Raw genomic sequence first — 22,081 nt, 5'->3', positions numbered from 1 at the left:
TTAGGTCCAATCACGCCCTCAACAATAAATGATGTGGGGCGGATCATTCCGTCGGGAGAGGGACAATGAAGAAAATCGCCGTCTTGGCGTTAGGTGTTTTTGTGCTCGCAGCAGCCGCGCTGGCGTGGTTCATGACGTCATCCAGCGGTGGCATCAGCGGAGCGGCCAAACCCGACGAAGCCGCGGTGACCCTGGACGTGGAATGGTTTATTGGTGATGGCGAACTGGTGCTGGGCACCAATCAGTTGCGCATTCCGTTGGGTATGAACGTCAAACTGCTGATTGACAGTGATGCCGCATACACGCTCACGATTGAGGATTACGGCGTCCACGCCGAACTGCTTGCCGACCAGGTTACAGCGGTGCATTTTCATGCACACACGCTGGGCAGCTATCGCATCCTTTTGCAAGGCCAGGAGCGACCGCTGGGCGAACTGGACGTGTTTGAAAAAGGCTCAATCTAGACTCATCGGATAGAAAACAGCCGGAGCGGAAACCCGCCCCGGCTGAACACGATGAGGAGACTTGACGAATGGGAACCGCCAAGTGAGGCCACTATAACATGAGAATGATTCTTATTACAATTTTTATTTAGGAATCGTTCTGCGCGCTCGCGCCGCAACTATGTGGCGCCCGATGAAATCAGCGACCGTGGCGCTCGCGTTTCGGCAATCAGCCAACCCGCAACGGTTACCGCTCCGAACCAGATCAGCACCGCCGCCGCACCGGCCACAACAACCAGTACCAGCCCAGGTAACAGGGCAAGCCCAAACAAACCCATGCGCATACCGCGACCATGCGGCGCCCGTTCACGCTGCCGCGTCGCCCTGAGACGCTTGGGATCGCCACCGGCTAGCAACCACAGAGGCACGATGCTGATCAATGCCGCGAGCAGTCCAACGGTCATGCTGTGGCCTCCGCGCTGCTCACGACATCATGCTCGGCCTTGCGATTTGAGCGGGGCCACAGGCAGAACCCGCCTGCCAGCAACAAGGCCATATCCAAACTCGGCACAACATGCTGCCCATAGCTCAGGGCTTGCACCCACGAAATGCCATCGCACAGCCAGCGGCTGAGCGGAAGCAGCAGCAAACCCACCCCAGTAAAGCGCACCATCCAGTGACGTGCGTGTTGAGCTGAAAGCGCTTTGACCACGATGGCCGCCACAACAGCCGTTGCCCAGAACACCGCCCACTGAACCTGCCCCACCGGGGCCTCGATCGCACGTGCCCAGAAAAACCCGTGAGCGGTTAAGACCATGGCCAACGGCAAGCCATACCCCATCCAGTGCACGGCACCCGACATGCGCTGCCAGGCAGGCCGCTCAGCCCTTCGCAAAGTCCACAACAACATGCCGGTCAGGGTGACGTAGGCCCCAGCAAAACCCAGCGCAAACCAAACGGCTTTGGATACCCAACCGGCGAAATGTCCAAAATGCAGCGGCGTCATAAGTGCAGCAACACTGTTACCTGCAGACGGCTGCTTACCCACCAGAACCGGGTTTTCATAAAGGAACGCCCCGCTGGCTGCAGAATAATCAAATGCACGCCCGCTTAAATGCCCCTCTTCCACGCGCGTAAAAACGCGCGCAAACGCATCCTTGCGTCCTACATAGTTCATCGAAATAAACACCGCGTCCGCGCCACCCCGGCGGCTTGCGTCGGCCAGCATGTCGTCAATATTGGCCACTGCTGCCGGGCTTTCATCGTAGGGTTCATGCACATTGAACACCTCCGCCAGGGCGCGCTCCTGGTCGCCACTGAACACCACCATAGCCATCGCCGGCAGCCCCACGCTGCTGGCAAAACTGAAAAAACTGCCGGTAAACGCCAGTACAAAAGCGAATGGCAAACTCCAGGTTCCTGCAATGACATGAGCATCGCGGGAGCGCAGCAACGCTTCCTTGTTGCGGCGGATGGTGAAGGCCTCACGAATCAGATGGCGGTGTACGACAAAGCCGGTCAGGGCCGCCACCATCATGCCCAGCCCCAGAACGCCGGTCAGGAACAAACCCCAGGGATTGGGCAGATGAAGGCGCACATGCAGATCGACGAAGAAGTCGGCCAAGGCTCCGGCCTCGCGCGAAGCGGCGAGTTCCTCCTCCAGACCTTCGGTGCGCTTGAGCACCTCCAGCGTATTGCCGTCGATCTGGTACTCCACACCATAGTGTTCGTGATGGCCGGCGTCCTCGTCTTGTGCTTCAAGCTCGCCTTCAAAGCGCAAATAAATGCGCCCACCGTGCGCCACGAAAGCAGCCACCTCCTCGCGCCAGCGCGGGTCAACCTCCGCATACAGACGCTGGAATACCTCATCGAAGCCGACCGGAAAGCCTTCAACCGTTTCGCCGGCCAGAGGACTCGACCAATTGCTGATTTCCTCCGAAAACACAGCAACGGTGCCGGTACAAATCACCGCATAGAGCAACAGGCCAAGCACAACACCCGACCAACCATGAATATCCAGCACACGACGTGTGTTGTCTTGCGACAGTTTGATCATGTCGCCACCCCCAATTGTTGCGCGATCAGCACGGCGTGAATAAGCCCAAGTGCCAGCACGACGGCGTAAGCCCTGATCAGGCGCCGGTCCAACAGCGTATACAGAAACAGCAGGCTCCAAACGACCGGAAACAGGACCACCGGAAAGACCATGTTGTCCACACCGGCTCGACCGCCTGGCAAATACAACGCCGCCCCGGCCATCAATAACCAGCTGCAGATAAAACTCAGCGGACCAGCCAGTACACCACGCACCCAAGGTCGGTAGTTCATAAGTCTTCCAGCCCGCTGACGCGGTCGCTGTTGTAGGTCGGTCTCAATGTGCTCACCTTATAGTTGCCATTCGATCATCGCACCCACACTGCGTGGCTCTCCGTAACGGCTGGCCACACGATCACCCGAAACCAGCGCGCCTTGCTGGTTGAGCTCATCGGTCAGATTACGTCCGAACACAGCCACGCTAAATTGCCGATTGATCTGATAGGCAAGCTTGGCATTGAGCAAAACGCGTTCGTCGGACAAGGTTCGCTCATCGTTGTCGGGATCACTGTAGAACTCGCCGATGTAATGGGCCGAAAGCTGCCCTGACAGATTTTTCCAACTCAACAAATTGAGCCCCAGACTGGCGGTTTCCTCCGGCGCGTAGGGAAACTGATTGTTGGCGTAATCCTCGCCCTCGTTGACGAATTCATCAAATTCACTGCGCAGCAAACCTATCGATGCGAAAAGCTCAAAGGGTCCGCTGAAGGCCCAGACCAGTTCCGTTTCGATCCCGTAGTAATGGGAACGCCCGGCGTTGGTGGTTACGGTTTCGAAACCCGAGGTTTCACCGATCGTGACCTGTTGATCACGCCAGTCGGTGTAGAACAGATTGGCGTTGAGCATCAAGCGTTGATCAAACCAGCGACTGCGCACGGCCAGCTCACCCGTGCGGGTGTATTCCGGTTTGTAGGGACTCACCGCGCCACCGAAAAACGACATGCTGACACCGCCGGAGCGGTAGCCTTCCTGATAGCTCAAGCCCAAAGTTGTGGCATCGCTGACGAACCAGGTGAGCCCGAGCTTGGGCAGCACATCGGTAAACGCATTGCGATCACCGTCATCGTAGTCGGGCGGCACAAAGCTGGGCAGCAGCACGGCCAATCCATCGCTTAGCGCATCGGGCAATGGAACACCGATCGGCAGGTCCAGTGGCAATCCCGGCACCGAACCGGTTAGAGTCAGATCAAGATCCGAAACACCGCGATAGCTGTTCAGTTCACGATTGATCCTGACCCCGGCGGTGGCGCGCCAGGCTGATGCAAAGTCCCAATCAGCCTCGGCAAACAGCGCGCCTGTACGAGTGCTGGACTCACCGTCGACAAAACCGTTGATCAGCACCAGTCCACCCGCGCTGGATACGTCTCGCCCCAGGGTGAGCGTATCCGTATCACCGTCAGCGTAATATGCCCCGATCACCGCACGAATGGTTTGGCCGGTGTACTGAGCCCGCAATTCCTGACTGAGAATGCGGTCATCTTCGAAGTTGTCCGAATACCCGCCCTCGCTCTCGGTGCGGTCGAAATCAATCACGTTGACGTTCTCAAAGCGGGTGTAGCCGCTGATGGCTTCAAGCCGCCAGGCCGAGCCCAATTCGATCTGTTGGCGCAGGCTATGCAGCTGCGTGCGGTCATCTTCTCCACCGCGTACGTTGCTGGTAGCGGTGCGCTCACCGCCAGAGGCGTCATGCAGCGCCTCGCCAAATTCAGTGTCAGCGCGGATGTAGCTGTAGCGCAGCTGATAATCACTGTCTGTTGCAGGCGCCCAGGCCAGACTGACGCGACCGTTGCGGTTGTCGTAGCGCTGCGCGTCATCTTCATTGCGCGTCACATTGGTGACATCACCGTTGTCATAGCGGTCCTGCAGGGCAACCCGAAAGGCCAGGCTATCGCCCAATGGTCCGCCAGCGGCGAGCGCATAATCATGGCCATCACGGCTCATCACGCCCGCACGCAAGCGCAGATCCCAGTCTTGCGTCGGTTGCACGGTCTCCAGCACAACTGACCCAGCCAGACTGTTCCGTCCCTGATTGCTCGACTGGGCCCCACGCAGCAATTCCAGCCGTTCCAGGTCCCAAGCGGACAGCGGCCCGGCAAATGAGGCCGCACGCGACGGCAAGGCCACACCGTTAAGGTACACACTGATGGTGTCGCCCTCGCCGCCGATCCCGCCCTGCGGAACACCACGAATTGCAATCTCGCGGTCACCTGCAGCCCCCACCACGTTGGCAAAGCGCGTCACCACGTCTTTTACCGAAGCCACCGGTGCAGCATCCATATCATCCTGCGTCACCACCACCACGCTGCTGGTGGTTTCCTCCAGCGCACGTCCGAGTTTCTCTCCCGAGACGGTCAGTGGCGTCAGCTCCACTGCGGCATCAGCGCTGACCGGCGCCGGCGTCGCCTCAGGCAAGGTGATGACTTCGTCAGCCCCCGCGGTGGCGCCATACAGTGCGAGCAGCAATGCAGCGCCTGCGTGTGTCCGGTGCGGGATGAGCGAAGCGGGTGCGAACGACACGCAGGTAGAGCTGAACATGAGCAAGCACGATTAATAATGAAAACGATTATTAATTGTAAGTTCGGCCCAGCCTGCGCCGCAATCGGCGCCACAGTACCGCCAGCCCAACAGGGGCACCTTAGCGGCGCCTTTGCGATGCGCTCAATGCTATTCTTAGGTGATGCGTCGCCCTCTTCGTAGTCTGCCCAGTCTGCTCATCATCCTGGCTTTGATCAGCCAGCTGGTGACGCCGACGCTGCACGCCAGCAACTGGGCGAAACACAATGGCGACGGGCTGCTCTACGCATTTTGCGGCACCATCTCGCCGGCACTGTTAGCCAAAATGCGTGACATCGCTCCACCAGGGCTTGTTGCTGCCGACGATACACATCCAGGCCAATTGGAGCTGTGTCTCAGCCTGGGCAGTTTGGCCAGCGCTTTTGTATTGGCCATCGCGCTGGTGCTTTATCTTCTGCGCGTTTCTTCGCACGCCGTACCCCCACGCGACATCCCGCGCAGCATGCGCACCTGGGCCGCCTACCAGTCGCGCGCCCCACCCCCTTGCACCGCCTGATTCAAGGCGACCTCTAAACGTTTGCAAGGCGCCGCCTGTATGCGCCTGATGTTTTCGCGCGCAATCACTGCGCGCCCTGCCCTGCGTGGGCATTGCAAGGATCACCCAATGAAAATCCAACTGATTTTGCCGCTGGCTGCACTCGGCATTGCACTGAGTGCATGCGATGACAGCTCCAGCAACAACCGAGAAGCCGTATCCATTCAATTTGACGCCAAGCTCGCTGGGCAAGCGTTGACCTGTAACGGCCTGTACCCCAGCAGCGTTGGCCAACCGGCCAGCGATTACAAGCTGGTTGAATACCGCTGGTATGCCAGCGACTTCCATATGCGTGATGCCTCAGACAACCAATACGCGCTTGAACTCGACGATCGCGGCGATGGCCTGCAATACGACTCCGGCGAGCACAATGTTGCGCTGCTGGGCCTGGTCTCGGGCTGTGACACCGGGGCCGAAACGCCGCCAAGCAATTTCACCGTTGACGCCCAGGTTGCTCCGGGCGATTACACCCAGCTGTGCTTCACCCTGGGCGTGCCGTTCGCCTTGAACCACAGCGACGTCACCGCCAGCGACACCCCGAGCCCACTGAATCTGCCGGCGATGAACTGGAACTGGCGTGGTGGACGCAAATTCATGCGTTTTGACGGCTTCGGTGATCCCAACGGCGTCAATCAAGCATTCAATCTGCATCTGGGTAGCACCGGTTGCGACAGCGCATCCATGACCGAGGCGCCCTCGCAGGCCTGCAGCGCACCCAACACGCCAACCTACTGCCTGAACCTGACGCCCAGCAACCGGTATAACCCGACGGTATCGGTCGACCCCGCTCGACTGATGAGCGCGACCGACATCACCAGCAACACCGAAGGCACCGCGGCCGGCTGCATGAGCTTCATCGACGACCCGGAGTGCGCTGACATCATGCCCAAGCTTGGGCTGGCCTACCGACTGAATGGCCAAACCGTACCGCCTCAGGACGGGATGCTGTTCCAATGATTGTGCGATCGGGCCTGCTGCTTGTCACCGTGCTGTGTGGCCTGATCAGCGCATGCGGTGGTGGAGGTGGCAACACCTCCGCCGCTGCACAGCTGCCGATCACGCTTCCCGCTCATTTCCCGCTGCCGTCGATCCCGGCCGACAATCCTCTGACCACGGAGAAGATCGCGTTGGGCCACCGGCTGTTCTACGACCAACGCCTGTCAATCAACGCAGCCGGCTCCTGCGCCAGCTGCCACGAACAGCGCCATGCCTTCACCGACGGGCTCGCCCGCTCAGTTGGCCCAACCGGCGACGTGCACCTGCGCAATGCCATGAGCCTGACCAACGTGGTCTACAACGCGCGCCAGAACTGGGCCAACCCGACATTGACCGATCTACGCCAACAGGCGCTGGCGGTGATGTTCAACGAAGACACGATCGAGCTGGGCTGGAGCAACAACGAAGAACAGATACTTGATCGACTGCGTGTTGATGCCGACTACCCCGGTCTGTTCGCTGCGGCCTATCCGGATGAACAAGCCCCTATCACAGTAAACAACGTGGCCCGTGCGCTCGCCACCTTCGCGGCGTCGCTGATATCCGCCAACGCACCGTTCGATCAGGTTCAGAGCGGCCAGCGCGAGAGCCTGTCAGCGGCAGCCCAACGCGGTAGCGATCTGTTTTTCTCCGAACGGCTGGAATGCTTTCATTGCCACGGCGGCTTCAATTTTTCCCAATCGGTTCAGCACGACGGCAGCGTGATCGAAACCATCGAGTTCAAGAACAACGGCTTGTACAACATCGTTGGCCCGGCGCCGGGCCTGCCGCTCAACCGCGGCAATTATCCAGCTGGCAACCACGGTCTCTATGAATTCACTGAAAACCCGTCAGACATGGGCAAATTCCGCGCACCGACCCTGCGCAACATCGAACTGACCGCGCCCTACATGCACGATGGCAGTATCGCGACCCTGCGTGAGGTAATCGTGGAGCACTATGCCCGCGGCGGCCGCCTGATTGAAGATGGCCCAGACGCCGGAGATGGCGCGCAAAGTCCGTACGCTGATCCGTTGATGATCGGATTCCAAATCAGCGACCGCGAAGTGGACGATCTGCTTGCTTTTCTGCACGCCCTGACCGACTGGAGTTTCGTTTGTGACCCGCAGCTGGCCGACCCGTTTGGCAACATTCCGATGCACCAAAGTTGCCCCTAGATAACGGTCAACGCACACAATCGACTAACATGCGGGGCTGGCCATCACCGACCCCGTCAACCCCGCATGAACCTAAAAACCATAGGCCGACATCTGCGTGAAGCCCGCGTACTGTGGTTCAGCCTTGGTGTACTTTCGGTTGCTCTGGGCGCGCTTGGCGTGGTGCTGCCATTGTTGCCCACCACGCCCTTCCTGCTGGTCGCCGCATTCGCGTTTTCACGCTCTTCGCAACGCTGGCACGATTGGCTGCATCGTCACCGCGTTTTCGGCCCGATCATTGATGAATGGAATCGGCACGGTGCCATCAACCGCAAAACCAAGATCATTGGCGTCGGTTCAATGATTGCCGCGTTTTCCCTGTCACTGGCCCTCAAGCTCAACCCAATGGTGCTGGCCATTCAGGGTATCGCTTTGACCTGCTCGGCCATCTTCGTACTGACGCGCCCATCGCCACCAGAGCTTTGAACGCGCCTAAGACCTAGACGCGAATCCTGGCAACCTCGGTGTCAATGGTTGAGAGCAGATCCAGGGTTGGCTCCCCAAGCATCGCTTCCGAACAGAACTGACGCCAGCGCGTAGCCGCAGCCGGATCAATCTGGCTGTGCAGATGGAATTTGAGATCGCCACTCATTTTGGATGAATTATCCACCCCATCGGTCATGCGCGCGTTGTTGTCGCTGTAGGGGTGAATCATGTCTTCGTGATAGTCCACATCCATGAAGTCGCACAACCGGCCCATCTGGCCTTGCGGGTCGTTGACAATGTTTTCGTACGACACCGCACACCAGCGCTCAGCCGGAATCTGCTGCGAGAACTGCATGATATTGCGATTGCTCATCAACCAGATCATCTCTGCAACGGCACTGGATGAAAACGCGCTCGATTTCATCATCAGAGGCATCATGCGGGTCAGGTCCGACTCTTCATACGAGCGGATCATGCCGCAAGGATGACGCACCAGATGGATGTACAGCGGATTGTCAAAAAATGTCTCTGCCTGACGCAAAATGTCGACACTGAACGCATAGGTCGGCGTCTTATCAACCAGCAGGCGCTGACCCAGCCCTTGCTGCAACTGAGCATAGAACTCGCCGGTGCTTTCGCCCCGCGCTTCGTAAGATTCAATCAGATCCCGGGCCTGCTCGGCACTCCAGTCCCGTGTCTGCATCAGCGAACGCACCGCACCTTCGCGCAATTGATCACCGCGCTCGCCATCCAGATCGGCACGCCGCTCGTCCATGCTGGCGTACGACAACACATGCAATTCAGGCGGCGCAAACAAGGCCGGATTACCCGCCAGCATGACCCGCAACAGGGTCGAACCGGAACGCGGTGGTGACAAGACAAAAACGGCACGCGGGTTCTTGCCCGCGGCCGGCGGCGCACCAGCCGCCTGACGCGGCTTGATCAGCGTGGTGAACACACTGACGTCCTGTTCGGTAATCGTCGGACCAGTCGCCGCGGCCGGCTCTGGCGTAGCGACCGCTTCAGGCGTTGCGACTGCAAGCTGGGGGTTGTTCAAGCGGTTGACGGTGAAGTCCACAACCTGCCCCACGCTGAGATCTTCAACGTATTTGCCGTCGCTCATCAGCATGTCCTGAAAGCCGATTTTGGCACCGAGCTTTTCTTCAATGGATACGATCATCTGAACGAAATCGATCGAAGAGAAACCCACGTCGGCAACCAGAAGTGCAGACGACGACAGCTCGTCCTCGAAATCCGTGTCAATGGTGTCAAGCAACTCTTCGATTACTTCGAAAACAATTGCCTCTACGTCAGAAGTCGCAACGGTCATGGTTTGGATACCTTGTCCTTAAGGTGTACAGCGGCCCACGTCTTTGGGCCTGAGGTACGAATGAGAATGTTTGTAGTCCTTAAGCAACAGATATGCCGCGTGCCCTACCATCACGGCATACCGAGTGCGCGGGAAGTTTACGTGGGCCCCGAATTGATTGCCATTTTCAATGCCTGCCGGGGCAAAAGCTCAGCCTATACGCGCATTGTGACAACATAACCTGACCTGCCAGTTGCCTTGCGGAGTCCCAGCATGAGCCACACACGTATCGTCCGAGACAGCATGGGCGAGCTCAGCGTTCCGGCGGATGCGCTTTATGCGGCGCAGACCCAGCGCGCAATCGACAACTTTCCGATCAGTGGGCAAACCTTGCCCGAGCCCTTTATACGGGCATTGCTGATGATCAAAAGTGCAGCCGCGCAAGCCAATGCGGGGCTCAATCTACTGCCCCCCGAAAAAGCCGGCGCCATCGTTGCGGCCTGCGAGCAACTGCTCGAGGACGATGCCCTGATGACCCATTTCCCGGTCGATGTTTTTCAAACCGGCTCAGGCACCAGCACCAACATGAATGCCAATGAGGTCATCGCAACGCTGGCCAGCGCTCGCGCCAACCTCACTGTCTCCGCCAATGATGACGTGAATTACGGCCAGAGCAGCAATGACGTCATCCCGACCTGTATCCACGTCGCAGCATCCGCAGAGCTTCAGCACAATTTGCTGCCGGCGCTTTTACATTTGCAGCGCGTAATTGGTGAAAAAGCCCTAAGCGTCGACAAGCACGTCAAAACCGGTCGCACCCACCTGATGGATGCCATGCCCGTACGTATGAGTCAGGCCCTGTATGGCTGGGCCGACCAGATCAAGGCCAATCTTGAAAACTTGCAGGCATTGCAACCCAAGATACAAACCCTGGGCCAAGGCGGAACCGCCGTCGGCACCGGGGTGAACTGCCACAAGGATTTCGCCCAACATTTTTGTGAGCAGCTGAGCCAGCTGTACCAGATCCCCTTTTCAGCAGCCCGCAATCCGTTTCCTTACATTGGTTCGCAAGACACGGCCGTTGCCCTGTCCGGCCAACTCAAGACCACCGCCGTCAGTCTCATGAAGATCGCCAATGATCTGCGCTGGATGAATTCGGGCCCGCTTGCAGGACTGGGGGAAATCGAACTTGAAGCGCTGCAGCCGGGATCATCCATCATGCCCGGCAAGGTCAACCCGGTTATTCCGGAAGCCACCGCCATGGTTGCAGCCCAGGTCATTGGCAATGACAGCGCGATCACCGTGGGTGGCCAGGCCGGAAACTTCGAGCTGAATGTCATGCTCCCGATGATCGCAGCCAATCTGCTGAGCAGTATCAAGCTGCTGAGTAACGTGTCGCGCTTGCTGGCAGACAAGGCCATCGCCAGCTTTCGCGTGCGTGAGGAACAGCTGCAGGGCCCATTGTCTCGCAACCCGATCCTGGTCACCGCGCTCAACCCGATCATCGGCTACGCCAAAGCGGCGGAAATCGCCAAGCTGGCCTACCAACAAGGCCGCCCCATCGTCGACGTGGCCGCCGAGCACACAACTCTCAGCGTTGCCGAACTGGAGGCCTTGCTGGACCCTGCCAAGCTGACCCAAGGCGGACTCTGAGCCCAGCCGAAGCCCGCCACAGAAGCGCTATCGAGCCCACGCTACCCGCCTGCTGAAACTTCGTTTATAATTTTCAGGATTTTCTGAAATTACGAACTTGTTTGCTTTTTCAGAACTTATGTTCGAACAAGCCAAGTTAACTCGGACGACCCTGTGAGAAGAACGCTGATCCGCCTGTTCCAGGTTTCCATCACGACCGCCGTAGCCATGAGCCTGAGCGGCTGCAACTACTGGTTGTTTGACCCCAAAGGCCCGATCGCAGATGAACAGATGTTTCTGATCATCCTGTGTGCCGCGGTCATGCTGATTGTTGTCGTGCCGGTCACCATCATGGGTGTGTGGTTCCCGTTGCGTTATGGCAAAGGCAAACGCACCGAGGAATACCAGCCCGACTGGGAGCATTCGAACAAGATCGAAGCGGTGGTCTGGGGCATCCCGATTCTGATCATCATTGCCCTGGCCACGATCACCTGGATCACTTCTCATTCACTTGATCCGCGCCAGCCGATCGAATCGGATAAACCCACCATGGTTGTGCAGGTTGTGGCCATGGACTGGAAGTGGCTGTTCATCTACCCCGAACAGGGCATCGCCAGCATCAATGAAATGGCCATGCCAGTGAATACCCCGGTGGAGTTTCTGGTCACCTCCGACACGGTGATGAACTCCTTCTTCATTCCTCAGCTCGGCACCCAGATCTACGCCATGAGCGGGATGGAAAACCGGGTGCATCTGATGGCCGACGAAGCCGGCACCTATCGCGGCTTTTCGGCCAACTACAGCGGCTTTGGCTTTGCCGGCATGAAGTTTGATGCCATCGCCACGGATCAGACCGGCTTTGAGGCCTGGGTGGCCAAGGTCAAAGCGGCCCCGCAGATTCTCGATGAGAGCGAGCTTGCCCACCTGCGGGAAAAATCCCGCGATGTGGCCCCGATTCACTACGCCTCGGTTAACCCGCTGCTGTTCAGCGAAATCATCGAGCGCTATGCCGGGGCCTTGGGGAATGCGCGATGACTGCAATTGCCGCCAGAGAACACGTGCTGCGTTGTCGCGGACTGTCAGAGGCCTGGACGGCCGATGACAAGCGATACACGGACGTACTTGAGCGTGTCCGCGACAACGCAGCACGTGTTCGCCCAACCCCGCAAACCTTAAGCATCTGACCCGGTATTCACGCCATGGCAGCAGCCCACCACACCATCGTCACCGACCCGCACTGGCTGGTCGGCAAACTGACGCTCGATTCGATTCCGTATCACGATCCGATTCTGGTCACCACCTTTGCCGTGGTGCTGATCGGCTCGCTCGGTATCGTCGGCTCGGTCTTTTACTTCGGCAAGGTCAAATACCTGTGGGATGAATGGCTGACCTCGGTCGATCACAAGAAGATCGGCATTATGTACATCATCACCGCGATGATCATGCTGCTGCGAGGCTTCTCGGATGCCTTGCTGATGCGTTCGCAACAGGCGATTGCGGTGGCCGCCGAATCCGGCGCCGGCTATCTGCCACCGGAGCATTACGATCAGATCTTCACCGCCCACGGCGTGATCATGATCTTCTTCGTCGCCATGCCCCTGATCGTGGGCCTGATGAACATCGTGGTGCCGCTGCAGATCGGCGCCCGTGACGTCGCCTTCCCGTTCCTCAACTCGCTGAGTTTCTGGCTGTTTGTGGTCGGTGCCCTGCTGCTCAATATCTCGCTTTTTGTGGGCGAATTTGCCGCCACCGGCTGGCTCGCCTACCCGCCTTTGTCCGGCCTGGAATACAGCCCCTGGGTAGGGGTTGATTACTGGCTATGGGCCTTGCAGATATCCGGGATCGGGACACTACTCACCGGGGTCAACTTCGTGGTCACCATCCTGCGCATGCGTGCGCCAGGCATGAAGCTGATGCAGATGCCGGTATTCACCTGGACTTCGCTGTGCGCCAACGTGCTGATCGTGGCCGCCTTCCCGATCCTCACCGTGTGCGTCACCCTGCTCACCCTGGACCGCTACATCGGCACCCATTTCTTTACTGGAGACATGGGCGGCAACCAGATGATGTACGTCAATCTGATCTGGGCCTGGGGCCATCCAGAGGTGTACATCCTGATTCTGCCGGCCTTCGGCATTTTCTCCGAAGTCACCGCCACCTTCTCGCGTAAACGCCTGTTCGGCTACACCTCGCTGGTCTGGGCCACCGCCTGCATCATGCTGCTGTCCTTCGTGGTGTGGCTGCATCACTTCTTCACCATGGGCGCCGGGGCCAACGTCAACGCCTTCTTCGGCATCGCCACCATGATCATCTCGATTCCCACCGGGGTGAAACTGTTCAACTGGCTGTTCACCATGTACCGCGGTCAGGTCGAATACGCCTCGCCGATGTGGTGGACCGTGGCGTTCTTCCTGACCTTCGGCATCGGCGGCATGACCGGCGTGATGCTGGCCATTCCGGCGGCCAACTTCGTACTCCACAACAGCCTGTTCCTGATCGCGCATTTCCACAATGTGATCATCGGCGGCGCCCTGTTCGGCTACTTCGCCGGCATCACCTACTGGTTCCCCAAGGCCACCGGCTTCAAGCTGGACGAAACCCTGGGCAAGTGGGCTTGTGGTCTGTGGACGGTGGGCTTCTTCCTGGCCTTCATGCCGCTTTACGTGCTCGGCTTCATGGGCATGACGCGCCGCCTCAACTACTACGACAATCCAGCCTGGAACATCTGGCTGCTGATTGCCGCCGCAGGCGCACTGATCGTGCTCGCCGGCATCCTGGTTCAGCTCTATCAGATCTTCGCCAGCATCCGTGACCAGAACAAGAACCGTGACCACAGCGGCGACCCATGGGGCGGGCGCACCCTGGAGTGGGCCACCTCCTCGCCGCCGCCGTTCTACAACTTCGCCCATCTGCCGCAGGTGCGCGATCGCGATCACTGGCATGACATGAAAGCCCATGATCTGGCCTACAAGCAGCCGCCAAGCTACCAGCGCATCCATATGCCCAAGAACAGCTGGGCCGGGCCGGTGATGGGTGGCTTCTTCCTGATGCTGGGCTTTGCCATGGTCTGGCATATCTGGTGGATGGCCGGGCTGGGCTTTGCGGGCGTGATCGGCTCGTGGATTGCTTACGCCTGCTCGCGTGACAAGGACTACTACGTGGAAGTCGAGGAGATCGAAGCGATCGAAAACGAACGCTATCGCCGCCTCGAACAGCCGCATGCGTCCACACCGTCGGCCGATCAGGCCGTCACCATCTCCGTTTAACAAAGGACAGGCTTATGAACACCGCCCTGCCCGCACCACCGCCCGGATACACCGGCTACATCAGCGAAGAGCATCATCACGATTATGCCGGCGACACCGTTTTCGGCTTTTGGATCTACATCCTGTCCGACTGCGTGCTGTTCGCCACCCTGTTCGCCGTGTTCGCGGTGCTGCAGCACAATTTTGCCGGCAGCATCGAGGCCAGCGAGCTTTTTGACCTCAGCTATGTGGCCGGCGAAACCGCCTTGTTGTTGCTCTCCAGCTTCACCTTCGGCATGGCCATGCTCGGCGCTAACAAGGGCAGCATGAAAGCCCTGCTCGGTTGGCTGGGTGTGACCTGGCTGCTCGGCGCCGGCTTTTTGTACATGGAAGTCAATGAGTTTGTGCACTTCACCCACGAAGGGGCCGCCGCCTGGGCTTCCGGTGCGTGGTCGGCCTTTTACGGTCTGATCGGCACCCACGGCCTGCACGTCTTTGCCGGCATGGTGTGGATGATCGTGCTGGTCGGTCTTTTGCTGCGTGACGGCATCAGCAACGAAAACCGCACTCGCCTGATATGTCTGTCGCTGTTCTGGCACTTCCTCGACATCATCTGGATCTGTGTCTTTAGTTTTGTCTTTTTGATGGGAGCGGTCTGATGAGTCATCACGAACAACACGCCGGCGGCGCCGCCCACGGCAGCGTCAAGGAGTACATCATCGGCCTGATTCTGTCGGTGGTGTTGACTGCGATCCCCTTCGGCGCGGTCATGAGTGGCGCTGCCGGCGAGGTTGTCAGCATCACGCTGATCCTGCTCTGCGCGGTCGCTCAGGTGATGGTCCAGCTGGTGTTCTTCCTGCACATGAATGCCTCATCTGAGCAAGCCTGGAACACCATCAGCGCACTGTTCTCGGTGGTGCTGGTGGCGATCCTGATCGTCGGCTCGATCTGGATCATGAATCACCTCAATCACAATATGCTGATGGGCCACTGATGAGCGCGCAAACCTGGCATAACGATTCGGTGCGCTCTGATCTGGGCGCACGGGTGTGGCTACTGATCAGTGCCGTGCTGACGGTGATCATCGTCGCCCTGCTGGCCAGCACGCTGGTCGCCGGACGCGACGCCCCGATCGGCGGTTTCGGTGACGAGAACGGCAAACTGGGCGGTGATTTCACCCTGACCAGCGCCGACGGCCCGGTGTCGCTTTCCGACTACCGCGGCAAGGTGGTTGTGGTCTATTTCGGCTTTCTCAACTGCGAGGAGGTCTGCCTCAACTCCATGCGGGTGCTGCAAAACAGCATGCTGCGCCTGAACGCCGCAGAGCAGGACGCGGTGCGTATCATGCTCATCAGCATCGATCCGGCCCGCGACACGCCCGAAGCGCTGGCCCGCTTTGCCCACAGTTACCATGACAACATCATCGGCCTGACCGGCAGCCAGCGCCAGATCGATCAGGTCTCACGCCTGTACGGCGCGCATTACAAGATCAGCGACGAAGACCGCAATGATCCCAGCTATTTCTTTCGCCACTCGTCGCGCTATTACGTGGTCGACCAGCATGGCGAGCTGATCGACGCGATGCGCCACAGCACCACTCCCAATGAACTCACCACCCGTGTGCGCCAGCTGCTCAGCGCACCGGCCACCGCTGCCGTGGAAGCCGATTCATGATCAAAGCCACCCGCACCACTGTCCTGTTTTCCGGTATCTGCGCGCTGATTCTCAGCATGGGGCTGGCGCGCTATTCCTTCACCCCGATGATTCCCAGCATGCAGGCCCAGCTGGGCCTGAGCGAGAGTCTGGCGGGCTGGCTGGCAGGCTGGAATTACATGGGCTATCTCACCGGCCTGTTCATTGTGTGGCTGGTTTCCGACCTGCGCGCCAAGGACTTTTTCTACCGCTACGGCCTGGTTGTGGCGGTGGTCGCCACCGCGATGATGGCCGCGCATGATGATCGTCTGGTCTGGTATGTCAGCCGCTTCTTTGCCGGCATCGCCTCGGCCGCTGGCTTCATGCTCGGTACCGGCCTGATCCTGAACTGGCTTCACCACAATGACCACAAGAGCGAGCTGGGCCTGCACTTCTCCGGCATTGGTCTGGGCATCATCGCCAGTGCAGTGGTGGTTGATGCGACCAGCGCCGGCGGCCTGATCGAGCTCAACTGGCGCTTCCAGTGGTTGGCTCTGGCGGGCGTTGGCGCCGTGCTGGCGGTGCTGGCCACCGCTTTGCTGCCCATGCCCAAGGCACAGGAAATCGAGATGTCGCGTGACGAAGACATCGGCCAGGGCATCACCGCATTGCCACCGTTGCGCTGGGTCTGGCTGATGCAGGCGGCCTACTTTTGCGCCGGCTTCAGCAACACCCTGAACGTGACCTTCACCTCGCTGATTACCGAGCTGCAGCCGCTGGATGGCTGGGGCGCCAAGATGTGGATGCTGGTTGGTCTGGCCGCAACCCCGGCGCCGTTCATCTGGGACCGCATTGCCCGGCGCATCGGGCGCATGGATGCCCTGCGCGCGGCCTTTGTGCTCAACATCGCCGGCAACCTGTGCCTGGCCCTGACCTTTTCCCTGGCCACCACCGCGCTGGCCGCGATCCTGTTCGGCTTCACCTTCATGGGCATCGTCTCGCTGACCCTGTCCACCGTCGGCCGGGCCTTCGGCAATAAGGCCACCCAGATCATGGCGCGGATGACGCTGGGCTACTGCGTGGCACAGATTCTCTCGCCGGTGATGGGCGGCATCATCGCCGAGCTAACCGGCAGCTTCCGTCTGCCGCTGTATCTGGTCAGCGCGATCATGATCGCCGGGCTGTTATGTCTGATCGCGGCCAGCCGCGAACATCAGGTGCGCCTGTAACGCCATGCTTGGGCGCGCCCTGGCCCTGCTCGGCCTGAGCCTGATCTCGGCTCAGGCGCTGGCCGGCGCGTACGAAATCACCGATTCCTTCGGCAAGCACTGGTTTGAGCAGGTACCCGAGCGTGTGGTGGTCACCGACTGGACCATTCTCGACAACCTGCTGCGCCTGGGCGTGGTGCCGGTTGGCGCACCCGAGACCGCGCACTATCGCACGCTGCCTGATCAACCCACACTGCCAGCCAGTGTGAATGACATTGGCCTGCGCGTGGCCCCCAGCCCGGTCCGCATCCGCGCCCTTGAACCGGATCTGATCATCATCGGCACCGGGCAGAAGGAGCTGGCCCGGCCGCTGTCACGCATCGCCAAGGTGATCTACTTCAAGAACTTCAGCGACCGCTACCGCACCAACGGGCGCAAGGCACGCGAACGCTGGCTACAGATGGCGGCCGTGTTTCAGAAAACGGTGCAGGCACAAGCGACCTTGCAAGCCATGGATCAGCGCATGGCTGAACTGGCCGGCGCACTGAACCCGGACCAGACCGTGGTGCTGCTGCAAGCCACCCCACAAGGCCAACTGCGTCTGTTTGGCGACAACAGCTTGCCCGGTCATGTCTTGCGCACCTTGGGCCTCACACCAGGCCTGATCCGCCCCGCTACACATTGGGGTGAAAGCCCGCTCACGCTTGACGACCTAGGGGCCTTGAACACCACGCCTCAGGTGCTGCTGTTTGCCCCGCAAAGCCAGCACGCGCAGTGGAAAAACGCCATCGCAAAGCACGATCTGAGCGCACACATCCAGATCCTGCCGCGCCTGTGGCCCTATGGCGGCGCCCTGTCTCTACTGCAAATAGCTGAACGCATCAGTCACGCCCTGCGTTAAGATTCAGCGATTCCTGAATTCGCAGAACACCGTGCAAACACCTCTGATCGAAAGTTTCGTCAGTCATTTTGGCGAAATGGGCAGCCGTTGGGGCATCAACCGTTCGGTCAGTCAGGTCTACGCCCTGCTGTTCGTATGGGATCAACCATTGCACGCCGACGAACTGGCCGAGATGCTGGGTATTTCGCGTTCCAACGTGAGCATGAGCCTGAAGGAATTGCAGGCTTGGCAGATCATCCGGGTGTTTCGTTATGCCGGCGACCGGCGTGAATACTTCACCACGATTGGCAGCGTGTGGGACATCTTCAAGGCGGTCGCCGCCGAGCGACGCCGCCGTGAAGTCGAGCCCACATTAAGCATGCTGCGCCAGGCCTTGCTTGATGAGCCTGACAACCGACGTGACCAGCACGCCCAGGACCGCATGCGCGAAATGTACGATCTGGCGGAAATGGCCAACAACTGGTTTGACGAGTTGCAACGCCTGTCCCCTGATTCCATGCAGCACCTGATGAAACTCGGGGGCAAAGTGACCAAGTTTTTTGGTGACAAAGATGCCAAATCTGCCAAGCGCAGCAAGGTCTAGCGCGCAGCCTCTGGCGCCGGCTGAACATTGAATTCGAAGACCCAGGTCTGGGCGCTGCTGATGTCTGCCGGGTCTGCGTAATTCAGCTCAGCCAAGCGCAGGCGTGCGTAACTGTCGCCTGCGCCTGAACGCAGCAGTGCACCGCTATCCGTATTGGCGGTCTGACCATGCGCCGGTATCCCGCTGGCCGCATCTCCGGTTGGGTAGTAGGTGAACCACCCGTAATCCAGCGGCTGCGGATAGCTGCCGGTGTAATCCGGATTGAGCACCGACTGTTCGCTGTCGCTGGTCCAGTCACGCGCCTGCGCCGGCTCCTCAATCTGATCCGACGTTAGCGCCGCCAGGGTTTGTTCCGGGGTTGTGCTGGTAAAGGTTTCGCTGACAGGCTCGCCATTTTCGTCATAAAAGCCTTCCGGGGTCAGACCCAGGGCACCGGCCAGACCGGCATCCCCGGAAGCGCCGCCATTGAGCTTGATCTCAGAGCGACGAAACGCGATATGCCAATCTGCGGATTCATCGGCCACCGGCGCGCCTGTGAGCAGACTGAAATAGACCCAATCGGTATAGCTGCTGGCGTCAACGCTGGCTTGTTGCACGGCATCCGGGGTGCTGCGCTCAACCCAGCGTATCGAAGGGTTGCCGGACGTCGTACCGCTGTCACCTCCGTAGTATCCGGTGACCTGCAGTGCGAATTGTGTCGCTCCGTCATCTTCAGGATCTGTGCTGATCAGATAGACCCGGTAGTTCGGGTGCAGTTGGTGCGCACCGAGCAAATTGTAGGCGTACCAGGGCTGCTCACTGAAGATACTGCTCGCAGAATCTGCAAAGTAGTGCTGACTGACATCCGCCCCGCTGGCGGGGTCAGTCGTTGCATTGTCCCATTGCAGCAGGACATCCCAATCGAACATGCCGAAGGCCGCGCCGTCGCCATTCCCGCTGACGCCACCATTGCTCCAGAAGCTTACGCCGCGCTGGCCACTGTCGACTTTGAAATCCCAGGTGTTGGAGCCATCACAGGGCGTTTCTTCGCCCAGGTCGAAGTCGAAGCACAGCGCTTGCCCCGCGTCCGGCATCACAAACTGCCAGGATACAAGCTCTTCGGAAAATGCGGCCTGACCGGGATCTGGGTCTGGCTGGGCATCTGAACTGCTGCTGCCGCCACACGCGCTGACGGCCAATGCTGCGACCACAGGCAGCAACATATGTGTGAAGTTGAGATGGGTTTTGTATTGCATGGATAACTCCGTTTATCACTCGGCGTTCACGATGACTCGACGCGCCAACGCCAATCCAATCCGAGATAGACATAGCGGCCGTAGAGCGGCCCGAAATCGTTGGCGGATGAGAAATCACGCTGACGATCAAAAAGGTTCTCAATGCCGGCAAACACGCTCAGGCGGTTGTCCAGCGCATGATTGAGCTTGAGATCCACGGTGGCCCAGGACGGTGAGCGCGTAGTGCTATCCGCATCGACGCGTTCGTCACTCTGATAGCGCCCCCGCAACGACACTTGCAGGTCAAGCGGGGCATCCCAGTCCAGGCCCATGCGGGCCATGTGACGCGGCCGCCGGGTCAATGAGCGCCCGGCGTTGAGGTCTTGCGCATCGGTGTAGGTGTACGCAAGCTGCAGGCTCCACAACGGCGTAAAACGCCAGCGTGCTGAGGTTTCCAGTCCTTGAGTTCGCGCCCGGGCGATGTTGGCGTAGGAGTACAGCGCCACACCATTGAGCACCTGCGCGTTGTCGAGATCGGTCTGAATCAGATCCTCGACATCGTTGCGAAACACATTGGCGTGGAGCTCCAGGCCCGGCCTCTGCGCGGTGACACCCAGTTGCCAGCTGCTCGAGGACTCTGGCTGCAAGGCCGGATTACCCACCACCTGATAACCCAAAGCCGAGTGATCGAACAGATAGTGGCGCTCCTTCAAATTGGGCACGCGGTAGCCACCACCGAAACTCGCACGCAGATGGATTTGCCCATCCTGGTGCCACGCTCGACCCCATCGCCAGGCCAGCTTCGGCGCGACGTGGCCGCCAAAATCCGAATCGTCCTGGGCCCTCAAACCGGCTAGAATGCTGTGCTGGCCGAGCTTGATGTGGTTTTGCACAAACACATCATCACCACGCCTGCGCACCTCACCTGCCCCCTGCAATTCAGACTGGCCATTGGATTGCTGCCGCAAGGATTCGTGGCGCTGCTCAATGCCGATGCTGAGAAGCTGCTTTTTCCAGCGCGGCGCATCCCACTGCACTGACCATTGCTGCTGATCGATATGCGCGCGGCGATCGGTCACCACCGCCGCTTGAGAGTGCGACACGGAATGGCTGCTGTAGCGTTCATCCAGCGCGCTTACACTGAGCGCGCCTGCGTGCTGCCAGACATAGCCTGCATCCACACTGCTGCGGATGCGCTCAATATCCTCGGTGCGCCGCTGATCGATGTAGGCCGGCGCGGCGTAGTATTCGTAGCGGCTCTCGTCGTCTTCCTGATAACGGTTGTGATTCAGCTGAACCGAGAGCGCAGGCGCGGCTTGCCAGTTCAACTCAGCTGCATATTGCTGGCGCCGGGATCGATCGCCAGGCTGAGCCCAATCCTGAGGATGCAACTTGAACCCATCATCGTTGATCTGATCAGCCGCCAGGCGCATGCGCAATGCCGGGGTGCCGCCCTCGACCTGCACCTGAAAGCTGCGTGCACTGGCCTCGGCATCCTCACCGCCTGGATTTTGGCCCGGTCGACTACCGCCCTCGAACCGCGCGCCCAGACTCAAGCCATCGGAAACGTCACGTGTAATGACATTGACCACCCCGCCCATGGCGGCACTGCCATAGTGGGCCGACGAGGCGCCCTTAACGATTTCTATGCGCTCAACCTCGGCCAATGCGTACTGATCAAGATCAACGGTTGATCCGGTTGAGGTGGCCAGTGGCTGCCCATTGATCAGCACCAGCACCTGATCCCCGGACAAGCCTTGCAGCAACAACTCGTGGCCGGATTTGCCGTGAATTTCGCGCAGCTGCAAACCAGGCACGTTCTCCAGTGCATCAGCCAGCGTTTGGGCATGCATGCGCTGCAATTCGCTTGCGTCGACCAACTCAACACGGACGGGCGCGAGACTCTGCGCCTGCAAAGTGCGTGTTGCAGTCACCACAAGCGGCTCAAATTCACGCGATGGCGATGCCCAGCTCTGAGCCGGCTGTGTGCACAGCCCAGCCAACAGCAGGATATTAGGAAGAAGAGCGCAAGTTTGCGCCGGCAGACCACGATACATACCCGCACTCTATCCAATACAAACGCTTATCGCAAT

Annotated in this window: 21 protein-coding genes; 14 read left to right on the top strand and 7 right to left on the bottom strand. The window is 59.5% G+C overall.

Going from position 1 to position 22,081, the window contains the following annotated elements:
• Positions 1–65 precede the first annotated feature (65 nt).
• Positions 66–464, top strand: coding sequence for a hypothetical protein (locus ATO7_RS11550; RefSeq protein WP_083561939.1), 399 nt, complete (start codon positions 66–68; stop codon positions 462–464).
• Positions 465–622: 158 nt separating this feature from the next.
• Here ATO7_RS11550 and ATO7_RS11545 read toward each other — a convergent pair whose 3' ends face one another.
• Genes ATO7_RS11545 through ATO7_RS11530 form a run of 4 tightly spaced genes read right to left on the bottom strand, consistent with a single transcriptional unit; the run spans position 623 to position 5,000 of the window.
• Positions 623–907, bottom strand: coding sequence for a hypothetical protein (locus ATO7_RS11545; protein ID WP_083561938.1), 285 nt, complete (start codon positions 905–907; stop codon positions 623–625).
• The gene (locus tag ATO7_RS11540; RefSeq protein WP_083561937.1) at positions 904–2,499 is read right to left on the bottom strand and encodes a PepSY-associated TM helix domain-containing protein; all 1,596 of its coding nucleotides are present in this window, start codon (positions 2,497–2,499) and stop codon (positions 904–906) included. Before ATO7_RS11540 ends, ATO7_RS11545 begins: the two co-directional genes overlap by 4 nt.
• Positions 2,496–2,771 (bottom strand): hypothetical protein, encoded by a 276-nt coding sequence (locus ATO7_RS11535; RefSeq protein WP_083561936.1) that lies wholly within the window; start codon positions 2,769–2,771, stop codon positions 2,496–2,498. The genes ATO7_RS11540 and ATO7_RS11535 overlap by 4 nt, the downstream gene beginning before the upstream one ends.
• A gap of 57 nt (positions 2,772–2,828) precedes the next feature.
• A complete protein-coding gene (locus ATO7_RS11530) occupies positions 2,829–5,000 on the bottom strand; it encodes a TonB-dependent receptor (protein ID WP_158523176.1) in 2,172 nt (723 codons plus the stop codon).
• 214 nt (positions 5,001–5,214) lie between these two features.
• Between ATO7_RS11530 and ATO7_RS11525 the strand changes: the two genes are divergently transcribed.
• From ATO7_RS11525 to ATO7_RS11510, 4 genes are all read left to right on the top strand, one after another.
• Entirely contained in the window at positions 5,215–5,607 is a 393-nt protein-coding gene (locus ATO7_RS11525; RefSeq protein ID WP_083561934.1) for a hypothetical protein, read from the top strand.
• Between the two features lie 108 nt (positions 5,608–5,715).
• Entirely contained in the window at positions 5,716–6,603 is an 888-nt protein-coding gene (locus tag ATO7_RS11520) for an MbnP family copper-binding protein (RefSeq protein ID WP_158523175.1), read from the top strand.
• A complete protein-coding gene (locus ATO7_RS11515; protein WP_083561932.1) occupies positions 6,600–7,799 on the top strand; it encodes a methanobactin export MATE transporter MbnM in 1,200 nt (399 codons plus the stop codon). Before ATO7_RS11520 ends, ATO7_RS11515 begins: the two co-directional genes overlap by 4 nt.
• Before the next feature lie 66 nt (positions 7,800–7,865).
• Positions 7,866–8,264 carry a YbaN family protein gene (locus ATO7_RS11510; RefSeq protein ID WP_083561931.1) on the top strand — a complete coding sequence of 133 codons (399 nt, stop codon included), beginning with the start codon at positions 7,866–7,868 and terminating at the stop codon, positions 8,262–8,264.
• A 13-nt stretch (positions 8,265–8,277) separates the two neighbouring features.
• Here the strand turns inward: ATO7_RS11510 and ATO7_RS11505 are convergent, their stop codons facing one another.
• Positions 8,278–9,594, bottom strand: a complete 1,317-nt coding sequence (locus ATO7_RS11505; RefSeq protein WP_083561930.1) for a sulfotransferase — start codon at positions 9,592–9,594, stop codon at positions 8,278–8,280.
• A gap of 252 nt (positions 9,595–9,846) precedes the next feature.
• Between ATO7_RS11505 and ATO7_RS11500 the strand changes: the two genes are divergently transcribed.
• The 9 genes from ATO7_RS11500 (at position 9,847) to ATO7_RS11460 (ending at position 18,774) form a co-directional block, all read left to right on the top strand.
• Positions 9,847–11,226 (top strand): class II fumarate hydratase, encoded by a 1,380-nt coding sequence (locus ATO7_RS11500; protein ID WP_083561929.1) that lies wholly within the window; start codon positions 9,847–9,849, stop codon positions 11,224–11,226.
• 153 nt (positions 11,227–11,379) lie between these two features.
• Positions 11,380–12,240 carry a ubiquinol oxidase subunit II gene (cyoA, locus tag ATO7_RS11495; RefSeq protein WP_206044909.1) on the top strand — a complete coding sequence of 287 codons (861 nt, stop codon included), beginning with the start codon at positions 11,380–11,382 and terminating at the stop codon, positions 12,238–12,240.
• A 164-nt stretch (positions 12,241–12,404) separates the two neighbouring features.
• Positions 12,405–14,471 carry a cytochrome o ubiquinol oxidase subunit I gene (cyoB, locus tag ATO7_RS11490; protein ID WP_146680313.1) on the top strand — a complete coding sequence of 689 codons (2,067 nt, stop codon included), beginning with the start codon at positions 12,405–12,407 and terminating at the stop codon, positions 14,469–14,471.
• Between the two features lie 14 nt (positions 14,472–14,485).
• Positions 14,486–15,109: a cytochrome o ubiquinol oxidase subunit III gene (cyoC, locus tag ATO7_RS11485; RefSeq protein WP_083561927.1), complete on the top strand. Its 624-nt coding sequence runs from the start codon at positions 14,486–14,488 to the stop codon at positions 15,107–15,109.
• The gene (gene cyoD, locus ATO7_RS11480) at positions 15,109–15,444 is read left to right on the top strand and encodes a cytochrome o ubiquinol oxidase subunit IV (protein ID WP_083561926.1); all 336 of its coding nucleotides are present in this window, start codon (positions 15,109–15,111) and stop codon (positions 15,442–15,444) included. The genes cyoC and cyoD overlap by 1 nt, the downstream gene beginning before the upstream one ends.
• Entirely contained in the window at positions 15,444–16,124 is a 681-nt protein-coding gene (locus ATO7_RS11475; RefSeq protein WP_083561925.1) for an SCO family protein, read from the top strand. Before cyoD ends, ATO7_RS11475 begins: the two co-directional genes overlap by 1 nt.
• The gene (locus ATO7_RS11470; protein ID WP_083561924.1) at positions 16,121–17,311 is read left to right on the top strand and encodes a YbfB/YjiJ family MFS transporter; all 1,191 of its coding nucleotides are present in this window, start codon (positions 16,121–16,123) and stop codon (positions 17,309–17,311) included. The genes ATO7_RS11475 and ATO7_RS11470 overlap by 4 nt, the downstream gene beginning before the upstream one ends.
• Before the next feature lie 4 nt (positions 17,312–17,315).
• A complete protein-coding gene (locus tag ATO7_RS11465) occupies positions 17,316–18,191 on the top strand; it encodes an ABC transporter substrate-binding protein (RefSeq protein WP_083561923.1) in 876 nt (291 codons plus the stop codon).
• Positions 18,192–18,222: 31 nt separating this feature from the next.
• Entirely contained in the window at positions 18,223–18,774 is a 552-nt protein-coding gene (locus tag ATO7_RS11460; protein ID WP_240499468.1) for a GbsR/MarR family transcriptional regulator, read from the top strand.
• Here ATO7_RS11460 and ATO7_RS11455 read toward each other — a convergent pair.
• Positions 18,771–20,009 (bottom strand): HmuY family protein, encoded by a 1,239-nt coding sequence (locus tag ATO7_RS11455; protein WP_146680312.1) that lies wholly within the window; start codon positions 20,007–20,009, stop codon positions 18,771–18,773. The genes ATO7_RS11460 and ATO7_RS11455 overlap by 4 nt on opposite strands.
• Positions 20,010–20,035: 26 nt before the next feature.
• On the bottom strand, positions 20,036–21,922 hold the full coding sequence (locus tag ATO7_RS11450) for a TonB-dependent receptor plug domain-containing protein (protein WP_206044908.1): 1,887 nt from the start codon (positions 21,920–21,922) through the stop codon (positions 20,036–20,038).
• Positions 21,923–22,081 lie beyond the last annotated feature (159 nt).

It is taken from the genome of Oceanococcus atlanticus (genome assembly GCF_002088235.1).
Lineage (GTDB): Bacteria > Pseudomonadota > Gammaproteobacteria > Nevskiales > Oceanococcaceae > Oceanococcus > Oceanococcus atlanticus.
The sequence above is the reverse complement of the archived record's forward strand: the minus strand, read 5'-3'. Positions and strand labels throughout refer to the sequence as shown.

What these genes read in the sequence shown, in the direction of transcription:
- ATO7_RS11550 (WP_083561939.1), top strand. Translation starts at nt 66, where the DNA reads ATGAAGAAAATCGCCGTCTTGGCGTTAGGTGTTTTTGTGCTCGCAGCA.
- ATO7_RS11515 (WP_083561932.1), top strand. Translation starts at nt 6,600, where the DNA reads ATGATTGTGCGATCGGGCCTGCTGCTTGTCACCGTGCTGTGTGGCCTG.
- cyoD (WP_083561926.1), top strand. Translation starts at nt 15,109, where the DNA reads ATGAGTCATCACGAACAACACGCCGGCGGCGCCGCCCACGGCAGCGTC.
- ATO7_RS11475 (WP_083561925.1), top strand. Translation starts at nt 15,444, where the DNA reads ATGAGCGCGCAAACCTGGCATAACGATTCGGTGCGCTCTGATCTGGGC.
- cyoC (WP_083561927.1), top strand. Translation starts at nt 14,486, where the DNA reads ATGAACACCGCCCTGCCCGCACCACCGCCCGGATACACCGGCTACATC.
- ATO7_RS11520 (WP_158523175.1), top strand. Translation starts at nt 5,716, where the DNA reads ATGAAAATCCAACTGATTTTGCCGCTGGCTGCACTCGGCATTGCACTG.
- ATO7_RS11535 (WP_083561936.1), bottom strand. Translation starts at nt 2,771, where the DNA reads ATGAACTACCGACCTTGGGTGCGTGGTGTACTGGCTGGTCCGCTGAGT.
- ATO7_RS11500 (WP_083561929.1), top strand. Translation starts at nt 9,847, where the DNA reads ATGAGCCACACACGTATCGTCCGAGACAGCATGGGCGAGCTCAGCGTT.
- ATO7_RS11465 (WP_083561923.1), top strand. Translation starts at nt 17,316, where the DNA reads ATGCTTGGGCGCGCCCTGGCCCTGCTCGGCCTGAGCCTGATCTCGGCT.
- ATO7_RS11455 (WP_146680312.1), bottom strand. Translation starts at nt 20,009, where the DNA reads ATGCAATACAAAACCCATCTCAACTTCACACATATGTTGCTGCCTGTG.
- ATO7_RS11545 (WP_083561938.1), bottom strand. Translation starts at nt 907, where the DNA reads ATGACCGTTGGACTGCTCGCGGCATTGATCAGCATCGTGCCTCTGTGG.
- ATO7_RS11470 (WP_083561924.1), top strand. Translation starts at nt 16,121, where the DNA reads ATGATCAAAGCCACCCGCACCACTGTCCTGTTTTCCGGTATCTGCGCG.
- ATO7_RS11525 (WP_083561934.1), top strand. Translation starts at nt 5,215, where the DNA reads ATGCGTCGCCCTCTTCGTAGTCTGCCCAGTCTGCTCATCATCCTGGCT.
- ATO7_RS11540 (WP_083561937.1), bottom strand. Translation starts at nt 2,499, where the DNA reads ATGATCAAACTGTCGCAAGACAACACACGTCGTGTGCTGGATATTCAT.
- ATO7_RS11505 (WP_083561930.1), bottom strand. Translation starts at nt 9,594, where the DNA reads ATGACCGTTGCGACTTCTGACGTAGAGGCAATTGTTTTCGAAGTAATC.
- ATO7_RS11510 (WP_083561931.1), top strand. Translation starts at nt 7,866, where the DNA reads ATGAACCTAAAAACCATAGGCCGACATCTGCGTGAAGCCCGCGTACTG.
- cyoB (WP_146680313.1), top strand. Translation starts at nt 12,405, where the DNA reads ATGGCAGCAGCCCACCACACCATCGTCACCGACCCGCACTGGCTGGTC.